11 protein-coding genes are annotated in these 15,518 nt (G+C 39.2%); 3 read left to right on the forward strand and 8 right to left on the reverse strand.

The genetic code is table 11. From position 1 onward, the window contains the following. The first annotated feature begins 15 nt into the window (after positions 1 to 15). Both KUL10_RS02525 and KUL10_RS02530 read left to right on the forward strand, forming a co-directional pair. On the forward strand, positions 16 to 399 hold the full coding sequence (locus tag KUL10_RS02525; RefSeq protein WP_110427317.1) for a hypothetical protein: 384 nt from the start codon (positions 16 to 18) through the stop codon (positions 397 to 399). A 140-nt stretch (positions 400 to 539) separates the two neighbouring features. Next, complete coding sequence (locus KUL10_RS02530; RefSeq protein WP_110427593.1) at positions 540 to 1,193, forward strand: dUTP diphosphatase; 654 nt, start codon at positions 540 to 542, stop codon at positions 1,191 to 1,193. A 57-nt stretch (positions 1,194 to 1,250) separates the two neighbouring features. Here KUL10_RS02530 and KUL10_RS02535 read toward each other — a convergent pair whose 3' ends face one another. The 6 genes from KUL10_RS02535 to dld form a co-directional block, all read right to left on the reverse strand. Next, on the reverse strand, positions 1,251 to 1,664 hold the full coding sequence (locus KUL10_RS02535) for a phosphate ABC transporter substrate-binding protein (RefSeq protein WP_110427318.1): 414 nt from the start codon (positions 1,662 to 1,664) through the stop codon (positions 1,251 to 1,253). 16 nt (positions 1,665 to 1,680) lie between these two features. Next, positions 1,681 to 2,829, reverse strand: coding sequence for a topoisomerase IV (locus KUL10_RS02540; RefSeq protein ID WP_199509174.1), 1,149 nt, complete (start codon positions 2,827 to 2,829; stop codon positions 1,681 to 1,683). Positions 2,830 to 2,853: 24 nt separating this feature from the next. Then, positions 2,854 to 3,270 (reverse strand): substrate-binding domain-containing protein, encoded by a 417-nt coding sequence (locus tag KUL10_RS02545; protein ID WP_110427319.1) that lies wholly within the window; start codon positions 3,268 to 3,270, stop codon positions 2,854 to 2,856. Between the two features lie 132 nt (positions 3,271 to 3,402). Continuing rightward, complete coding sequence (locus KUL10_RS02550; RefSeq protein ID WP_110427320.1) at positions 3,403 to 5,076, reverse strand: AMP-binding protein; 1,674 nt, start codon at positions 5,074 to 5,076, stop codon at positions 3,403 to 3,405. Positions 5,077 to 5,249: 173 nt separating this feature from the next. Next, positions 5,250 to 9,791, reverse strand: a complete 4,542-nt coding sequence (locus KUL10_RS02555) for an EAL domain-containing protein (protein WP_158525299.1) — start codon at positions 9,789 to 9,791, stop codon at positions 5,250 to 5,252. A gap of 239 nt (positions 9,792 to 10,030) precedes the next feature. Beyond that, positions 10,031 to 11,746, reverse strand: coding sequence for a D-lactate dehydrogenase (gene dld / locus KUL10_RS02560; protein ID WP_373415169.1), 1,716 nt, complete (start codon positions 11,744 to 11,746; stop codon positions 10,031 to 10,033). A gap of 247 nt (positions 11,747 to 11,993) precedes the next feature. Here dld and KUL10_RS02565 point away from each other — a divergent pair, with 247 nt between their 5' ends. Beyond that, a complete protein-coding gene (locus KUL10_RS02565; protein WP_110427323.1) occupies positions 11,994 to 12,899 on the forward strand; it encodes a LysR family transcriptional regulator in 906 nt (301 codons plus the stop codon). Between the two features lie 32 nt (positions 12,900 to 12,931). Here the strand turns inward: KUL10_RS02565 and KUL10_RS02570 are convergent, their stop codons facing one another. Further along, a complete protein-coding gene (locus KUL10_RS02570) occupies positions 12,932 to 14,068 on the reverse strand; it encodes a hypothetical protein (RefSeq protein ID WP_199509175.1) in 1,137 nt (378 codons plus the stop codon). Positions 14,069 to 14,205: 137 nt separating this feature from the next. Further along, positions 14,206 to 15,498 carry a ribonuclease J gene (locus KUL10_RS02575; RefSeq protein WP_233499689.1) on the reverse strand — a complete coding sequence of 431 codons (1,293 nt, stop codon included), beginning with the start codon at positions 15,496 to 15,498 and terminating at the stop codon, positions 14,206 to 14,208. Between the last annotated feature and the right edge of the window lie 20 nt (positions 15,499 to 15,518).

Consider the following 15,518-nt stretch of genomic DNA (forward strand, 5'->3'; position numbering starts at 1 on the left):
AAAAAGAGTGAATGAATGAGCACTGGTATGCCCTTTTTAGAGGTTGTTCCTAACAATAAAGCCTTAACCACTGATCCCAAAACGGTTTTGTGCTTAAAGTTAGATGCAAACACCGATGTCGTTTTAGGTGATCGACCTGTTTTTGGCGCAGCGGTGACAATCAAAGATGACCTTAGCAGCTTGGTCAATACTATAATTAGTCCAGATGTTGTGATTGGTTGGGTAAATTACGCACAATTGAGTAAATTGGGTTGTACTTCTAAAGCTCAATACTTTGATGCTCAAGACTATGTTGTAAATAACGAAAACCAACTCAGCTTTAAACAACCCGTTAAAATCATATCTGTAAAATCAAAACTAGACGACAGCAAAGAAATTTTAGAATTTGTTTGTTTATAAGCAACTTATACTCATCTACTCTTCAGGCCGCTATCTATAAATCAACTATTTAATAGTGAAAAAAAACATACTTTTATATACACTTCAGACAACAAAGCTGCGCCGATATGCATCGCTCACCAAAACAAGAAGAACTCAACATGCTCAATAATAATCAACTAAATACTATGCTAGATCTGCAAGATAAAATGAATATTAAAGTAAATCCAGATTGGTTGAACGCCGGATATGCATATTTACGTGCTGCGATGATTGAATCAGTTGAAGCGATAGACCATCACGGATGGAAATGGTGGAAGGCACAAGACAAAGATATTGCTCAAGTTCAAATGGAGCTTGTTGATATTTGGCACTTTGCCTTGTCAGACATTATTATTGCGTACAATGGAGATAAACAAAAAGCCAGTGACTTAATTGTACAAGAATTACAATCTGGTCCTGATTCTCTTTCATTTGACAATGTGGATTATGACTTCAATAAACAAAGTTTAGTTGAAAATTTAGAGTTAATGGCCGGCCTTTGCGTTGCTAAACGCTTTAGTGTGCCTCTTTTTATCAAAATTGTTGAACAAGCGGAAATGACTTCAGATATGTTGTTTGAACAATACGTCGGTAAAAATATTCTAAATTTCTTCAGACAAGATCATGGTTACAAAGAAGGTACATATACAAAAATATGGAATGGTCGAGAAGACAATGAACATTTAGTTGAGGTACTTGGACTAGTTGACGCTGATTCAAAGGGTTATGCGGAGCTAGTTTACAAAGGACTTAGTGAGCGTTACCCAAACTAAAACGCATTTCAATTATCATAATCCCCGATAACTCAATCGAATTATCGGGGATAAATGTTAAAGTTTGATTACCTTGACCCCATCTATGAGCGAACTTGAATCAACATAACCAATTACACTAGGGTTTTTTGAGACCAAGTCAATAACCTCAGCGTCAGAACTCACTTCTTTTGGTGGAATCCCCTTCCCTGTAAAGACCAATTTAGACCAGTATGCAGATACCTGGCTTGAGTTTCGTCCAAGTATTTTTTCATCGAAATTATTGCGTGTTGACGAATCAGCGGTGAGGTTGACCGCCAAAACTTCACTTCCATCTGGGAACTTTTTGTCCTTTCCTAAAAAGAGACGTTGTACTTTTTTTGCATCAAGGTCATTAGTGTTTGAAGGGTTTACTATCACGGTTAGTTCAGCGAATGCTAATGAACTCGTCAACAGGAATGCTGCGCATAGCGTAATTTTTTTAAAAAGCATAATAATATTCCTAACGTTAGAAGACATAGTTAACTGCAATGCGAACTAAGGTTGCATCAAGCGCATCCTGAATCTTATTTTCGTAGCTGCTTACGTCAAACTTTAATGCAACTTGGGAATCTAGGTCATAGCGAAGCCCTACAGTAGTAAGGGCATAATCTTCATAAAAGAAATTTTGGAAGCCAACAACAATTTGAGTCGCCGCGGGCTGAAACTGCGCAGGTAGCGCTGCAATATCTTCTAAAAACTTGAGATCTTCAACACCATCTCGTGCCTCATAAGTGATTGATGGCGTGAATTTACCTATTCGAGTTCCCATCGTGACAAAGTAGGCATTGTCGTCAGCACTGAAGGACTCACCTCCCGTTACTTTTGTAATTTCGCCGCTTACAAACCAAGTAAAATTGTCATATTCAAGACCCAATCCAGTAAATGTTCCACTATCATCGCGCAGCGCAATTTTATCAGCTAATACGGGGGAAATTTGTGCTAACTGAGCAAATGCGGCGTCAGTAGTCGGTTCAGTAAACGTTGTATTACTCTGGCCATATACAAGTCTCGCTTTAAACGATTCATAGGTTGCCTCAGCGGTTATAAGTAATACATCTTCGCCATCGGCGACACCGCCTCCGATTTCACTAGTATATGTGCCTGAGCCTAGTTGCAATGTGTAATCCCAGTCACCTATATTGTTTGTATAATCTAGACGTAATCCATCCAAGTTGGTAAAAGGTACGTCATAAACTGAAAAGGGAGTCTGTGCCCAATGAAAAGAATAACCAACGTCAGAAGATGCAGAATATCTAAATAACGGAAGTCGTAAACGGCCCGCATTCACTGAAAAGTTGTCATTTACCGAATAGGTTAGGTATGCCCATTCAAAGTCTGCTTCGTAATCATTTTCGCCGCGAGCAAGCAATTGCGCGGTCGCCGTCACTTTTTCATTTACATCGCCACTGATTTGTATTGCGAAAAGGCTGCCATTACTGAAATCTACATTGTCGTCATAACCAAAAAGATCTGTCGTATTTCCCGCCCCGTCTACGTTTTCACTTGTAGTAAACCCAGCAGTTAAATTAGCAAAGCCGTTAATACGAATGTCTGCTGAGACAAATCCGGGCCCACAAGCTGCTGCTATCGCACTAGCTAGAAGTAATTTTTTCATATGTTTGTTACCTTGTTAATCAATCTATTTAATCTCAATTACCAACACACTATCGGTAACGGAATTTGAATCGATGTACCCTATCGCATCTGGGTTTGAAGCGACTTTTTCTATTACAGATTTATCGTCTGCCAATTCAGCTGGCGGCACACCTTTTCCAGTAAACACTAGCTTTGACCAATAAGCGGAAACTTGACTTGAACTTCTCCCTAATATCGTTTCATCAAATTCAGACCTAATTGCTGAGTCTGGACTTTGGTTAATTGCGGTTACAGGGGAGCCATTTGGAAACTTTTTTTCTTTACCTAAAAATATTCGTTGAATTGTCTTTTGATCGATTGCCAACGCATTAGATTTATTGACGATGATAACGACGCCTGCTCTTACATTAGTAGAAAGCAGAGCTATCGCTAGCATAGAAACTAAGACTATTGTTCTCATATAAAACGCCTCTTGATCGAACGGTTCCCAGTATATAGAAACACGTCAATCTAAAGTTATCGGCAAGTATACGTAGTTATTGAATAAAAAAAGGTAGCGAACGCTACCTTTGAATGGATTAGACCTTAAATATTAGTGCTGCCAGACGACACTTTCGCTATATTGACCAAGAATGATATCCTTAAATTTGTCTTCAATAACGTGACGTTTAACCTTGAGTGTGGGCGTTAGTAAATCATTTTCTATTGACCACTCATCCCTAAATACGACAATTCTGTCAAGTTTTTGATGACTTTCAAGTGATGCATTGACTGTCTCTAATGTCGCCTGAAGACTTTGTTCATTTATCGCTTTTTCTTGTTTGAGTGCATCTTGTGATAACACAAGCAACGCAATCGGTTGAGGTAAGTTAGTCCCCGTTACGCACACTTGTTCAACAATAGAGTTTTCCATTATTTTTGCCTCGATTGGCGCAGGTGCAACATATTTTCCTTTTTCAGTTTTGAATATATCTTTCAGGCGCCCCGTAATTTTTACATACCCTTCACTATCAATTTCACCTTTATCGCCAGTGCGAAGGTAGCCATCATTCGTGAATACACCCGACGTCTTTTCTTGTTCTTTATAGTAGCCAATCATATTACAGGGTGATTTGACTTGAATTTCACCATCTTCTGCGATTCGAATATCAACGCCATTGTATGCTTTACCAATCGAGCCCACTTTATCTAAGCGAAAAGGAACGCTACTGGTTCCATACGCACAGTTTTCAGTCATCCCCCAGCCTTCCGATATATTAATCCCGATTTTGTTAAACCAAAGAATAGTGGCAGGTGCAAGAGGTGCGGAACCGGAAGCCCATAAACGACATGATCCCAAACCCAATTCGTTTCTTACTTTTTTCGCTACTTTTTTACCGATAATGGGTACGCTGAGCAAAAAGCTCAATTTCTTTTGAGGAAGCTTTGCTAACACTCCCATTTGGAACTTCGTCCAAAGCCTTGGTACTGAAATAAATAAAGTGGGTTCGCAGTGTTTGACGTCTCTGGTGAATGTATCAAGCGATTCAACAAAACACATGCTAGTTGCAGCGTAAAAGCTCGCTAACTCAACCAGCACCCTTTCGGTAATATGAGCCAAAGGCAAATAACTCATGATTCTATCTTTATCGTTAACGTTAAGTTCGTTCAAACTGTTTCTAGCTGCCCAAGCAACAGTTTGATATGTATGCACAACACCTTTGGGCTGCCCTGTGCTGCCTGACGTATATATTATCGTCATTATATCATTCATGTCAGGAATGGGGCTTGCAGCCATCGGTTCAATTTGAGTGAATGTATCCCATGAATTTTCTAGGTCTATCCCTTTATAAGGAAAACCCACCGTCTCAACACTTTCTGGGATCGCATCAACCGCTGCTTGGTAATCATCTAGCTTACCAATAAAGACCAAAGGACACTCTGCATGTTCTAATACATATTGAATCGTATCCTTGCCTGCGGTCGAAAATATTGGTACCGAAACATGACCAGCCATTGATATACCGATATCTGAAATTATCCATTCAGCACAGTTTTTTGAAAGAATCGCTATTTTAGAGCCTTTGGGATATTCCTTGGCTACAAGTGCTGCCGCTACCCTTCTGGCCTGATTCATCGTCTCGGCCCACGTAAATGTTTTATACACCCCATCAATTGGTTGTTGCATATACAAAGCATCTGGAATCTTTGATTCCCACTCATATAACATTGAAATCGGTGAAACTACGGCATCTTGAGAAATCAGATTTGTGTTATCTAGTGGCATATTCAGTCCATATTATTTACATATTGTTCACATGTTAATAATAATGGCTTATTGCAGATAATATACAACTGATTTTTTGAGGCTTTTTAATCAGTTTTTTACGATGTTAAGCATTGAAAAGGTTAAAATCAACGAACCATAAGGGCCATAAAAAAATATAAATAAAATTTATATTAGTCGTTTGAGGCAATGTTTTTATTGGAAGTCTGGTATTGTTGTGTATCTACCAACCAATTTTTAAACAAAAGCTCCCCAGCCATGAGATTACTAACTGGTTTCGAAAAAAAGTACCCTTGCAGATAGCGGCAGTCTGTTTTTAAAAAGTAGTCAACTTGCTTTTGAGTTTCGATACCTTCAGCGACAGTATCAATTCTCAACATTTCCGTCATTATTAAGGTTGACTTGATTATAGACTCAGTGCCTTCATCGATGCCGATATCGCTAACAAATGATTTATCAATTTTAACAATGTCGATGGGGAATTCTTTTAGGTATTTCAAAGAAGAGTAGCCCGTGCCAAAATCGTCCAATGAAATCTTAAACCCTAATTGTCTCATCTCACTCATGTAATCAATTGTGTTTGAATTCACATCAATTAATAATCCTTCAGTGATTTCAAATCGTAAACAACTAGTAGGAAGAGACTTGAGAGATAACATTCTTAGTATGCGTTCAAAATCAGGTCTTGTTGAAAATTGCTTAGCTGATAGGTTTATAGCCACATATCCCTCAAATCCATTTGCATACCAAAGGCTCAAGTCTTCAATGGCGCTTTCAATCGCACTCATCGTTAGGTCTCTTATTAAGCCTAATTGTTCGGTAATAGGAATAAACAATGCTGGGGGAATATACTCTCCGTCGCTATTCCAACGCATTAACATTTCAAACCCAGCTGTGTTGTTTTTCTCGATATCTACGATTGGTTGATAAAAGTTTTCAAACTCTTTCCCCACCGACGCCCTTTTAACCTTATTTTGAAGTAGCATATCTTTTTGGACTTTGAGGTTCATGCTTTCGGTGTAATGTTGAAATCTGTTTTTGCCAGTTTGCTTTGCGTTGTACATCGCAACATCTGCATTGCGTAACATATGTTCAGCATTTAAACCGTCATCAGGAAACAATGTTACGCCAATACTAGCGGATATACTGATACTTTGATTCATCATTAGGATGCTTCTTTCGAGATCAATGAGCAATTCTGAAACAAGCTTATTAACTGAATCAATTGCATCTACTTCCTCTAGAACAACGACGAATTCATCCCCTCCAAGTCTTGCAACTGAGTCCTGTTCTCTAAAATGAACTTTCAAACGATTTGCCACTTCAACTAACACTTTGTCTCCTGCGTCATGGCCAAAGGTATCGTTTATAGGTTTAAAACGATCCAAATCAATGAAAAGTAAAGCAATTTTTGTATTGTGCCGTTTTGCTGTTTTGATAGATTGCTCGAGCCTGTCTATTAATAGGGTTCGATTTATGAGCCCGGTTAACACATCGTAGTTTGCGAGCTTCTCTAATGCGTACTGAGCTTCTTTTTGCTCACTTATATCTGTCATAATCACAAGATAGTGCAAAATTTCTGTGCTATTACTATCATCAACGATAGTATTTATATCTGTTATAATTGTCACTTTGCGCGCATTTAACGTGAGTGAAATTTCAGTCTTATAACTGTCACCAGGCGATAGCGTAGCCAGCCTTGAGTATAAATTGTTGTATAGACTTAGTTGTGTCTCAAATATGTCAGTCAAAGCATCGTTCAACTTTTCATCGAACCCGATATTAAACGCTTTTAAAAATGAGGGGTTTGCCGCAACAGGCGCGCGTTCTTGATCAAAGATTAATACCCAATCGCGCGTATGCTCAAAAGCATCACCGAACAGTTTTAACCTTTCTTTTGAAGCTATTGCATCGGTAACATTTGTATAAGTGCCTGTTACGACCATTTCATTTGAATCGTTAACCCGAATGATACTTCCCAAATCTCTAAACCAGATGAAATTACCATCAGAGGCGCGCATGCGATAAGTGTGGTCGAAATGCTCAATTTTTCCACTTACAAAGTGTCGCCAAGCATTCAAATACCGTAGGCGATCTGAATCGTGCAACAAGCTTATGTGTTCTTCGAAATTTATCTCTAGATTATGTTTTTCATAACCTAATTCTTGCTCCAGGCGCGGTGAATGTATCATATTTGAACCAGAACGCCATTCCCAAATGTCCGATTGGCTCGCCCTTAAGGCACTCGTCAACCGGTTGTTATACATAGTGATTTTTTGATTTGCCCTAGCTAAGCTCTTTTGATAAAGAGTACGTTTATAAATATAACTGCCCAGAATAGAAGTGAATATTAAGAAATATACGCTGTAAGCAAATGGCGATAACCAAGGAGCATGTTTAACCAATATTGTGTATTCAGTGGCAGGGTTATCGCTATTTTTTTCCAACATGCTGCGAGCCGTCAGCGTGTATCTTCCCGGACTAAGTGTCGGAATATCGATAAAGTTATTGATCGTTGGGGGGTATTTTATGGTTTTGGATTCAGACGATAACTCATACAAATATAAATTATTTTTAATCGTCGCATAATCCAAGGTAGAAAAGTAAACTTTCAAGCCATAATCACTGTGTTTTAATTCGAGCGTTTCAGCACTGCTTGCATAAATCGGTTGTGCATAATTTTGAGAAGCCAGCATAACTTCTGTTATTAAAGGGTTTCCTGTTGACACATTATAGATTTGACGGGCCTTTGCAGCAGAAAAAATAGTGATGCCTTTGGTTCCACCAAAGGCAAATCTTCCATCAACCAATACCTTTGAAGCACCTGCATTGAATTCACTGGAGCTTATGCCATGCATATTCGAAAAGCTGAATATTAATTCAGACTCAATATCCAACATGTGGATACCAGAGTGTGATGAAAACCAAAGGTTCCCTATATCGTCTTGAGTGAGTTCATATATCAGGTTAGACGGCAAATTGTCATTTACAGTATAATGATGAATTAACTCTTTGGTTTCACCATTGAGCTTAAAAAGGCCTTTACCGGGATAACTTATCCATATGTTATTGCCGCGGTCTCTAAGGTAACTCTGAGGTAATACATCTGTTTGAATAGAGTCTGACGCTACAGTGTGTATTATCTGAATATCACCAGTATCGACATCTAAACCTATAACACTGCCGTATCCGGAAATAATAAGTTGCTTGGATTTCTTATCATATTTAAGAATTGAAAGCATACCGGATAAGGGGAAATCGTTGGGACCAACGGGGTAATGCTTTCCGAACCCCGTGGCAGTATCAATTCTATAAAAACCATCATCAAACAACCCCCAAATGTATTGGTTGCTTTGTTTTGCCATTCCCCACATATATTGTCCTTGCCAATTATCACTTTGGTTTGGATTAGGAGGGAGTTCTATGAATTGTTCAGAGCGAATATCAAATTTGCGCAGTGTCTCACCTGTCATTAACCACAAACTGTCATTGTCTACTGATATGATTTGAGAAATATTGGAGTCACTGTAAAGAGAAGCGACGTAATCTTGCATTAAGTATCTTTGCGTATCACCTGTGTTCAATGATAGTTTGGTAAGACCATTATTGGTTCCTAACCAAAGTGTTTGTGCGTTGTTTTGATGAATAGCAAGCACGTTATTATCGCTTAATTGAACCTTGTCGATAGTATCTACTCGGTTATACATATTTTGAAAAATTAAGCTTGACCTAGTCCAAAATAACGCACCATTATACTCGGTACCAAACCAAAGGTTGCCATATTTATCGCTTTCCATAGCGCGTACTCGCTTATCGGAAAGCGCCATTTCGGCTATTTTTGGTTCGAATAAAAATGATAAATTATCTTGTGCATCTAGCTCGAAAATACCAATATCAGTCCCAACATATGTACTGTTATTGATTGATTGAGAAAGACTCCAAATATTTCGCTTAGTATCTATTAAGGAACTTGGGGGCAGTTGCCATTCCTGTGAAACATAATTGACTGTCGCACCTAAAGGCATTTTATAAAAACCAGCAATTGTGCCGATTAATAGAGTATCTTGCTTATGTTTTGCTAGCGATTTAGTATCTGTTGTGACCTGATTTGACGCTTTCAAGCCCTGAATGAAATCAATCATTTTGTGAGTGTTACTCTTTAAATCAATTCCGAAGAGACCATTATTAGTAGCGACGAACAACACATTTTGTTCAACTAATATTGCTCGTATCCAGCGATCATTTTTGACGTCTTCTTGCGATAACTCAAACAACAGGCGTTCGTTAAGTGTTTGTTTATTATATGCAATTATCTTCTCATGATAAGCAATGACAACTTCCGTTTCATTTAGCGAAAGTATGGTTTCAGCGCCTTGTACCCATTGTTCAGTCAAGCTGTAAAATTGCTTTGGTAATTCGGTGACATCGTCGGTATGTTTGTCATAAATGTAAACACCTTGCCCACCGGAGCTTAACCATAATCGTTCTTGCTTGTCTTCAAACATAACGTTAACGGGATTGTTTGTAAGCGCACCAGTATTGCCATGCACCGTGATAAGCTTATTGCCGTCAAACCTTGATAAGCCTTCATCAGTCGCAAGCCACAAAAAGCCTTGCTTATCAAGCAACAAATCATTAATGGTGTTTTGATTAAGACCAGTGTCAGAATTGACACTGGAGAAGTGAGGGTCTTTTATGATGGGCTCTTCAGCCAAAACGTAGACACTTGAAACTAGAAAGCACAGAAACATAACAGTTAAAAACTGCGTTATAGAATCAATAGCTTTTTTTGTTTTATTCTCGGTAAATACACTCAACACTCGCTTTACGGCATTAGTTCCCAAGCGCAACAACATATTAAGCGCAATTTCGTTAAATTAACAACTGATCATAACGAAAATACTACTGAGCGTCTTTCAAAAATACTTTATCTAAGTATTAAAAAAACTAATACCTAGAGGCAACATGCACAGTTTCTTTGTGTCTTTTCCATCTTCCCGACACCAGGATTAAAACTATTTGTTGGGTCGAGTTCTCGATAAAAATTTTGTAGGTCTGGCTCAGCCTCATATAAATGGCCAACATTATGCTCCGCAGGATACTTTGCCCCTCTAGCGTTAAGGTGTTTTAACATCATCATTTTGATTTGTTTGGCATCAGTACCTTTCTTTAAAATGTAGTCTTGATGGAATACATAACAAAAGAAGTGTCCATAGTAGAGTTTCTTTTCCAACGCAGAATCAATTTCAGCTGGTAACTTTTCGAACCAGTTCAAGTCATTACGACGTAACGCAATATCTAACGCCAAGATATCCCCAACCGACTTTTCAAAAAGGGTATGGTATCGAATAGCTGCACCGGCTGCGGCAAAGCGGTGCAAATAAGCTTTCTTCGCTTCTTCTTTATCACAAACTAAAAAGCTTCCATGTTCCGAACCATCAAAATACTGTGTCAAAAAGCGTTGTGTCTTTTCAATGTTGTCATTGCTCACTTTTAATATCAGGTGATGCTCATACTTTTGACGATATTCAAGTATTCGTTTGGGTAAATGACTAGGGAAACACATAGCGATCAATTGCATCGATTTATCACTAATATAACGAGGTAACCATTTATACTTATTAAAAATTGCGTCAAAGCGCCCTTTCAATGCAAACATTTTGGGCAGCAAATCGGTTCCTAAATATTGCACAGCTAAAAAAGTGTCTTTACCATATTTTTCTGATACGTCAAAAATATCTCGATGCATATATTCCGCGACTTCTGGAAGGTCATCAAAGTCACTGAGCATTTTTCTGCGCAGCATTGTTAGTTCATGAGTATCGTTGGTAGCAATATAAAATGTTTGTTCTTGGCTAGAGATTGGGTGTGTATCCAAACGCACCGCAAACACAGCAAGTTTTCCTGCACAACCACTTGCTTCATACAAACGCCTTTTATCAGCATTGAAGCGACTTGGCGTATCCGCATCGATATCTTTAAGACGTTTAACATATTCTTTGTCTGATGCGAGCCTATCCCCCTGAGACAAGCCTGTTTGTTTATACTCTTTATTTTCGAGTCTGGTTAATACTTCCTTTGGTGTGTCGCCAAGCTCTATTCCCAAATGATTAACCAATACTAATTCACCGTGCTCATCTATCTTTGCAAACAATGAAAGTTCGGTATAGGCAGGCCCTCTTTTTATCAGTGCACCTCCTGAGTTGTTCGCAACACCTCCAATGACAGAGGCACCTAAGCAGGAAGACCCGATAACCGAATGAGGTGCTCTTTTTTCGACAGATAATTGTTTTTCTAATTGATGCAGCGTAGTACCTGGAAAACCAATCACTTGTTCAGCATTATTTATTAAATGAAGGTTATCGATTGCAAGCATATTGATGACAATAACGGGCCTGTCATACTCATTGCCACTCGGTGTCGACCCCTCAGTCAATCCCGTATTGGCTGCTTGCATGATAATAATACAATTATGTTCTACACACAGTTTTAGGGCATCCCAGGCCTGAATAAGAGACTGCGGAAACAACACTGCAAGCGCTTCACCACCACCAGATCGCCAACCTTTTCTAAAGTGTTCGTTTTTGGCAGGGTCAGCGCTGACATTTCTTACACCCAAACAAGAAATGAATTTCTGTAACAGTAATTCACTGGGCACTCTAGCTTGCATTCTGTTGTTTATACCTGTTTTAAAAACATTGCTACCCATAATCTCTACCTGCTCTATCGAAATATCAATTTAATGTCACTCATTCAAACTTGCCCTAGTCCGAATTTTAATTGCAAGACGTTAAAATATTGTAACTAATTACCGTACTCTACTCCTTATTAATTAATTGATATATGATGTCTTTAAACATTCTTTTTTGCTTTTTTTGACATAATCAAAATCAAACAAGCTTTATAAGGGCCCTCACATGGTTAAAGCAGACGATATAATTCTTTTTGTGCAGGTAGTAGATGAGGGATCATTCTCAAGAGTTGCAGATAAGCTTAACCTTACAAACTCTGTGGTTAGTAAACGTATAGGCCGTTTAGAAGCCTCTTTAAATGTACAACTTTTATATCGAACAACAAGAAAGCTAAATTTGACCGACGCAGGGCGCACGCTATACGGCAAAGCGAGGTTAGCCAAATTAGCTATTCAAGATGCAAATGATGCAATAACTGGGTATGCAGATGAAATGCGCGGCACGATAAAAGTGACCATGCCCGCCGTCACAGCGAACCTTGTTCTGAACCAAGCGAGCGCAGAGTTCTGCAAAGAATACCCAAACGTCAATCTTGAACTTTATATCAACAACCGTTTTGTTGACTTGATTGAAGAAGGGTATGACTTAGCAATCCGAACCGCGTTTTTGGATGACTCAAGCCTCATTGCGAGACGTCTTATAGACTCCCAATGGGTAGTGTGTGCGTCGCCTAAATATTTACGCGCTCATGGCGAACCTAAACACCCTGATAAGCTTCAAGAGCATCATTGCTTGATTTATAAGTTCGAGAGTGCGGGTAATCAGCATTGGCCTTTTAAAATTGACGAGATAGAAAGGAATATTCCAATTTACGGGCGCTTCCAGACCAATAATTTGACGGCAATTAAACAAGCTGCCATCGCAGATTTAGGCATCGCATTCTTACCTAAAGCCTTGGTCTATGATGAGTTAAAGCAGAGCCGACTGGTAACAATACTTGAAGGTTTTGAAGGTAAACGCATGGGCATGTATGCAATTTATCCAAAGAGCAGACAACCCGATCAAAAATTAAAGCACTTAGTCGATCATTACCGAGAAGCCTTACAAACAAAACAGGCTTACTATTACTAGTAAGCCTGTTTTCTGAAATGCCAAGTTAATATTTAAAATGCAAATTTAGTAGAGAACTGTAGGTAAGTAGAGTTCACACTTTCAATACCAGCATCTTCGATTGAATAGCGACCAATTTCTACACCCGTTGTTAGCTTAGGTGTAATGTTGGTTAACAAATTGATACCAAAATGATTGCGCTCACGACCTGATTGATCGGCTTCTGCCGCGCCATAAAATATTGTTGAACGATAATCACTATCTCCCCAGAAATGACGGTAGGCAACTGTGTATGCCGTCGTTTCTTCAACTTCTAGCTCACCATTTTGATTTGGCCAAATATCTGGTGTCATTGCAGCGGCTACGTAACGCCCTGGTTCACCTAGACTAACTTGGAAACGGAAATCATCTCGACCAATACTGTTAATACGCCCGGAAATATTAATTGCAGCGGCCGTCTCATCAATACCACCTTGATCAATTTTGCGTAAAAGTGCGCCAAAAGACATTTGCCCCCAGTCACCTTTAGTGTTGTACCGTGCAATAAAGTCAGGAACACTTTCATCAGGGTCTACATTTGAACCTGTCGTTCCCACAGCACTTGAGCTTGAACCAGAATCACCATCACCAAACGTTTCTGGGTTTTCAATTGCAAACTGCCAGTTTCCTTTAGTATAACGAATCATTGTTTGACGAATAAACACTTCACCTACATGAGGCCCACCAAAATCAAGTGATTCAGGAAGGGCTGCAAGTGGCATAAAGGTCGACCAATATTGACCTAACATCCATTCCTTATATTGAAGGAAGATATGTCTTACACGAGGGTTAGTAGAGTTACTAATGATCTCGTTACCATTGCCACCATAAAAATCCATTTCAATAAAGCCAGTCACGTCGCCATGAGTGACCTTAAAATTAATCCTAGATTCTTTTACGTTAAACTCGGTAGCAGAGGTTTCAATAGGCGCGCCGCCTGGGAAGTTAGCAACCCAATAGTCTTGGTAAGCAATGTCACCGTTTACATGACGAACATCTACTTTTGCATATCCGCCCATGCTAACAGTAGTTGTCCCAGTTTCAGATTCAACTTTTAACAGCTCAATCGCATTGGCGTTTGGTAGAATTGCCAATGAACCTAAACCGAATAAAACGGCACTCGCTAATTTGTTTTTTAACATTGATTTCATGAATGTTCCTTTGTTTGGTGTGCATCGCTTGGTGACTGCAATCTAAATTTGGAACATCATTTTAAAAACCACAATTTGGACAAAGACTTTTTCCAAAAGTGACATAATAATCAAAAATGATAAAAATTTGTTAAAATTTATCGAGTGATATCTATCCTACCGCTGCTCGCAAAGCCACGTTTAATCGAGGTTACAGGTTTTAACAAAAACAGATCACCATTTTTACCAACGAGATTTTGAAGGATACCTGCCTGATGTGAGACTTTAGCATTATATGCCATATGTTCGGCTTCACCGTGCGTCGGAATTACGACTTTTGGCTTAATTAACTGATACATATCAAACAAGTCTCGTTGGGATGGATGACCCGAAGCATGAATCAAAAATTCACAATTTTCGGATTGGTATACCTCTATACCTTTTCCCTTAAGTTTGTTTACCATACGCAAAATTGGCTTTTCATTACCTGGAATAACAATAGAACTATAAATGACACAGTCACCTGATTCTAAATCGCAATCAGGGTGAGTTTCATTCGCTAGCCTCCCAAGTGCCGCCCGAGGTTCTCCTTGACTACCAGTCGCGACTAGCAAGACTTCTTGCTTAGGCAAATATCCCATGTGCCTCCTATTAGCTAACTTCAGCTCATCTGGCCAAATTTCTTGTGAACGGGCAATGCTGTACATATTTTCCAATGAGCGACCAAGCAAGGCCATATATCGACCGTTTTCTGCTGCAATCTTCGCTAATGTCATCAAGCGTGCTAAATTACTTCCAAAACATGTCACCACTACTCTGCCCTTCTGTAGACCTACAAGCCTTGATAAACCTTCATAACAATCGCTTTCCGAAGGCGTATACCCCTCTTTTAATGCGTTTGTAGAATCGCACAACATAGCGAATGGCTTTTTGTTAGCGAGCTCGCTAAATAATTGCTTATTGAACGGCTTGCCTTGAACGGGCGATTTATCCATTTTCCAATCTGCGCTATGAAAAATGTTTCCTACCTTAGTTTCAATAAACATGGCATTTGAATCAGGAATAGAGTGCGTTATTGGCAGCCACTTGACATTAAACTCTCCAATTTGAATAGATTTCTTTGGCTCCACAACAACAAGGTTTACCAAGTGGGCCTTATCTTCTCGATAGAGTTTTCGTTTTAAAACTTCTGCAGTGAAAGAAGTGGCATAAATCGGACAATTAAAACGCTCAATCAAGGCAGGAAGTGCGCCAATGTGATCTTCATGGGCATGAGTCAAGACGATGCCTTGGAGTTGGTGTAGGCGGTTTTCTATAAAGGTTGGATCTGCGCAAACAACATCATGCGTTTTAGCGTTTGGATTACTGTCCTCTTGTTGCATCAACGGCGCTTGAAACGTCGCACCGCAATCTATCATCAACCATTGTTCATCATGTCCAATTAAGTTCATATTCATTCCAATTTCACCAG

Origin of the sequence: Glaciecola sp. KUL10 (assembly GCF_003203515.1) — a bacterium.
GTDB lineage: Bacteria > Pseudomonadota > Gammaproteobacteria > Enterobacterales > Alteromonadaceae > Glaciecola.

Excerpts from the sequence above, each read along its gene's own strand:
- KUL10_RS02525 (WP_110427317.1), top strand. The coding sequence starts at position 16 with ATGAGCACTGGTATGCCCTTTTTAGAGGTTGTTCCTAACAATAAAGCC.
- KUL10_RS02530 (WP_110427593.1), top strand. The coding sequence starts at position 540 with ATGCTCAATAATAATCAACTAAATACTATGCTAGATCTGCAAGATAAA.
- KUL10_RS02535 (WP_110427318.1), bottom strand. The coding sequence starts at position 1,664 with ATGCTTTTTAAAAAAATTACGCTATGCGCAGCATTCCTGTTGACGAGT.
- KUL10_RS02540 (WP_199509174.1), bottom strand. The coding sequence starts at position 2,829 with ATGAAAAAATTACTTCTAGCTAGTGCGATAGCAGCAGCTTGTGGGCCC.
- KUL10_RS02545 (WP_110427319.1), bottom strand. The coding sequence starts at position 3,270 with ATGAGAACAATAGTCTTAGTTTCTATGCTAGCGATAGCTCTGCTTTCT.
- KUL10_RS02550 (WP_110427320.1), bottom strand. The coding sequence starts at position 5,076 with ATGCCACTAGATAACACAAATCTGATTTCTCAAGATGCCGTAGTTTCA.
- dld (WP_373415169.1), bottom strand. The coding sequence starts at position 11,746 with ATGCAAGCTAGAGTGCCCAGTGAATTACTGTTACAGAAATTCATTTCT.
- KUL10_RS02565 (WP_110427323.1), top strand. The coding sequence starts at position 11,994 with ATGGTTAAAGCAGACGATATAATTCTTTTTGTGCAGGTAGTAGATGAG.
- KUL10_RS02570 (WP_199509175.1), bottom strand. The coding sequence starts at position 14,068 with ATGAAATCAATGTTAAAAAACAAATTAGCGAGTGCCGTTTTATTCGGT.
- KUL10_RS02575 (WP_233499689.1), bottom strand. The coding sequence starts at position 15,498 with ATGAACTTAATTGGACATGATGAACAATGGTTGATGATAGATTGCGGT.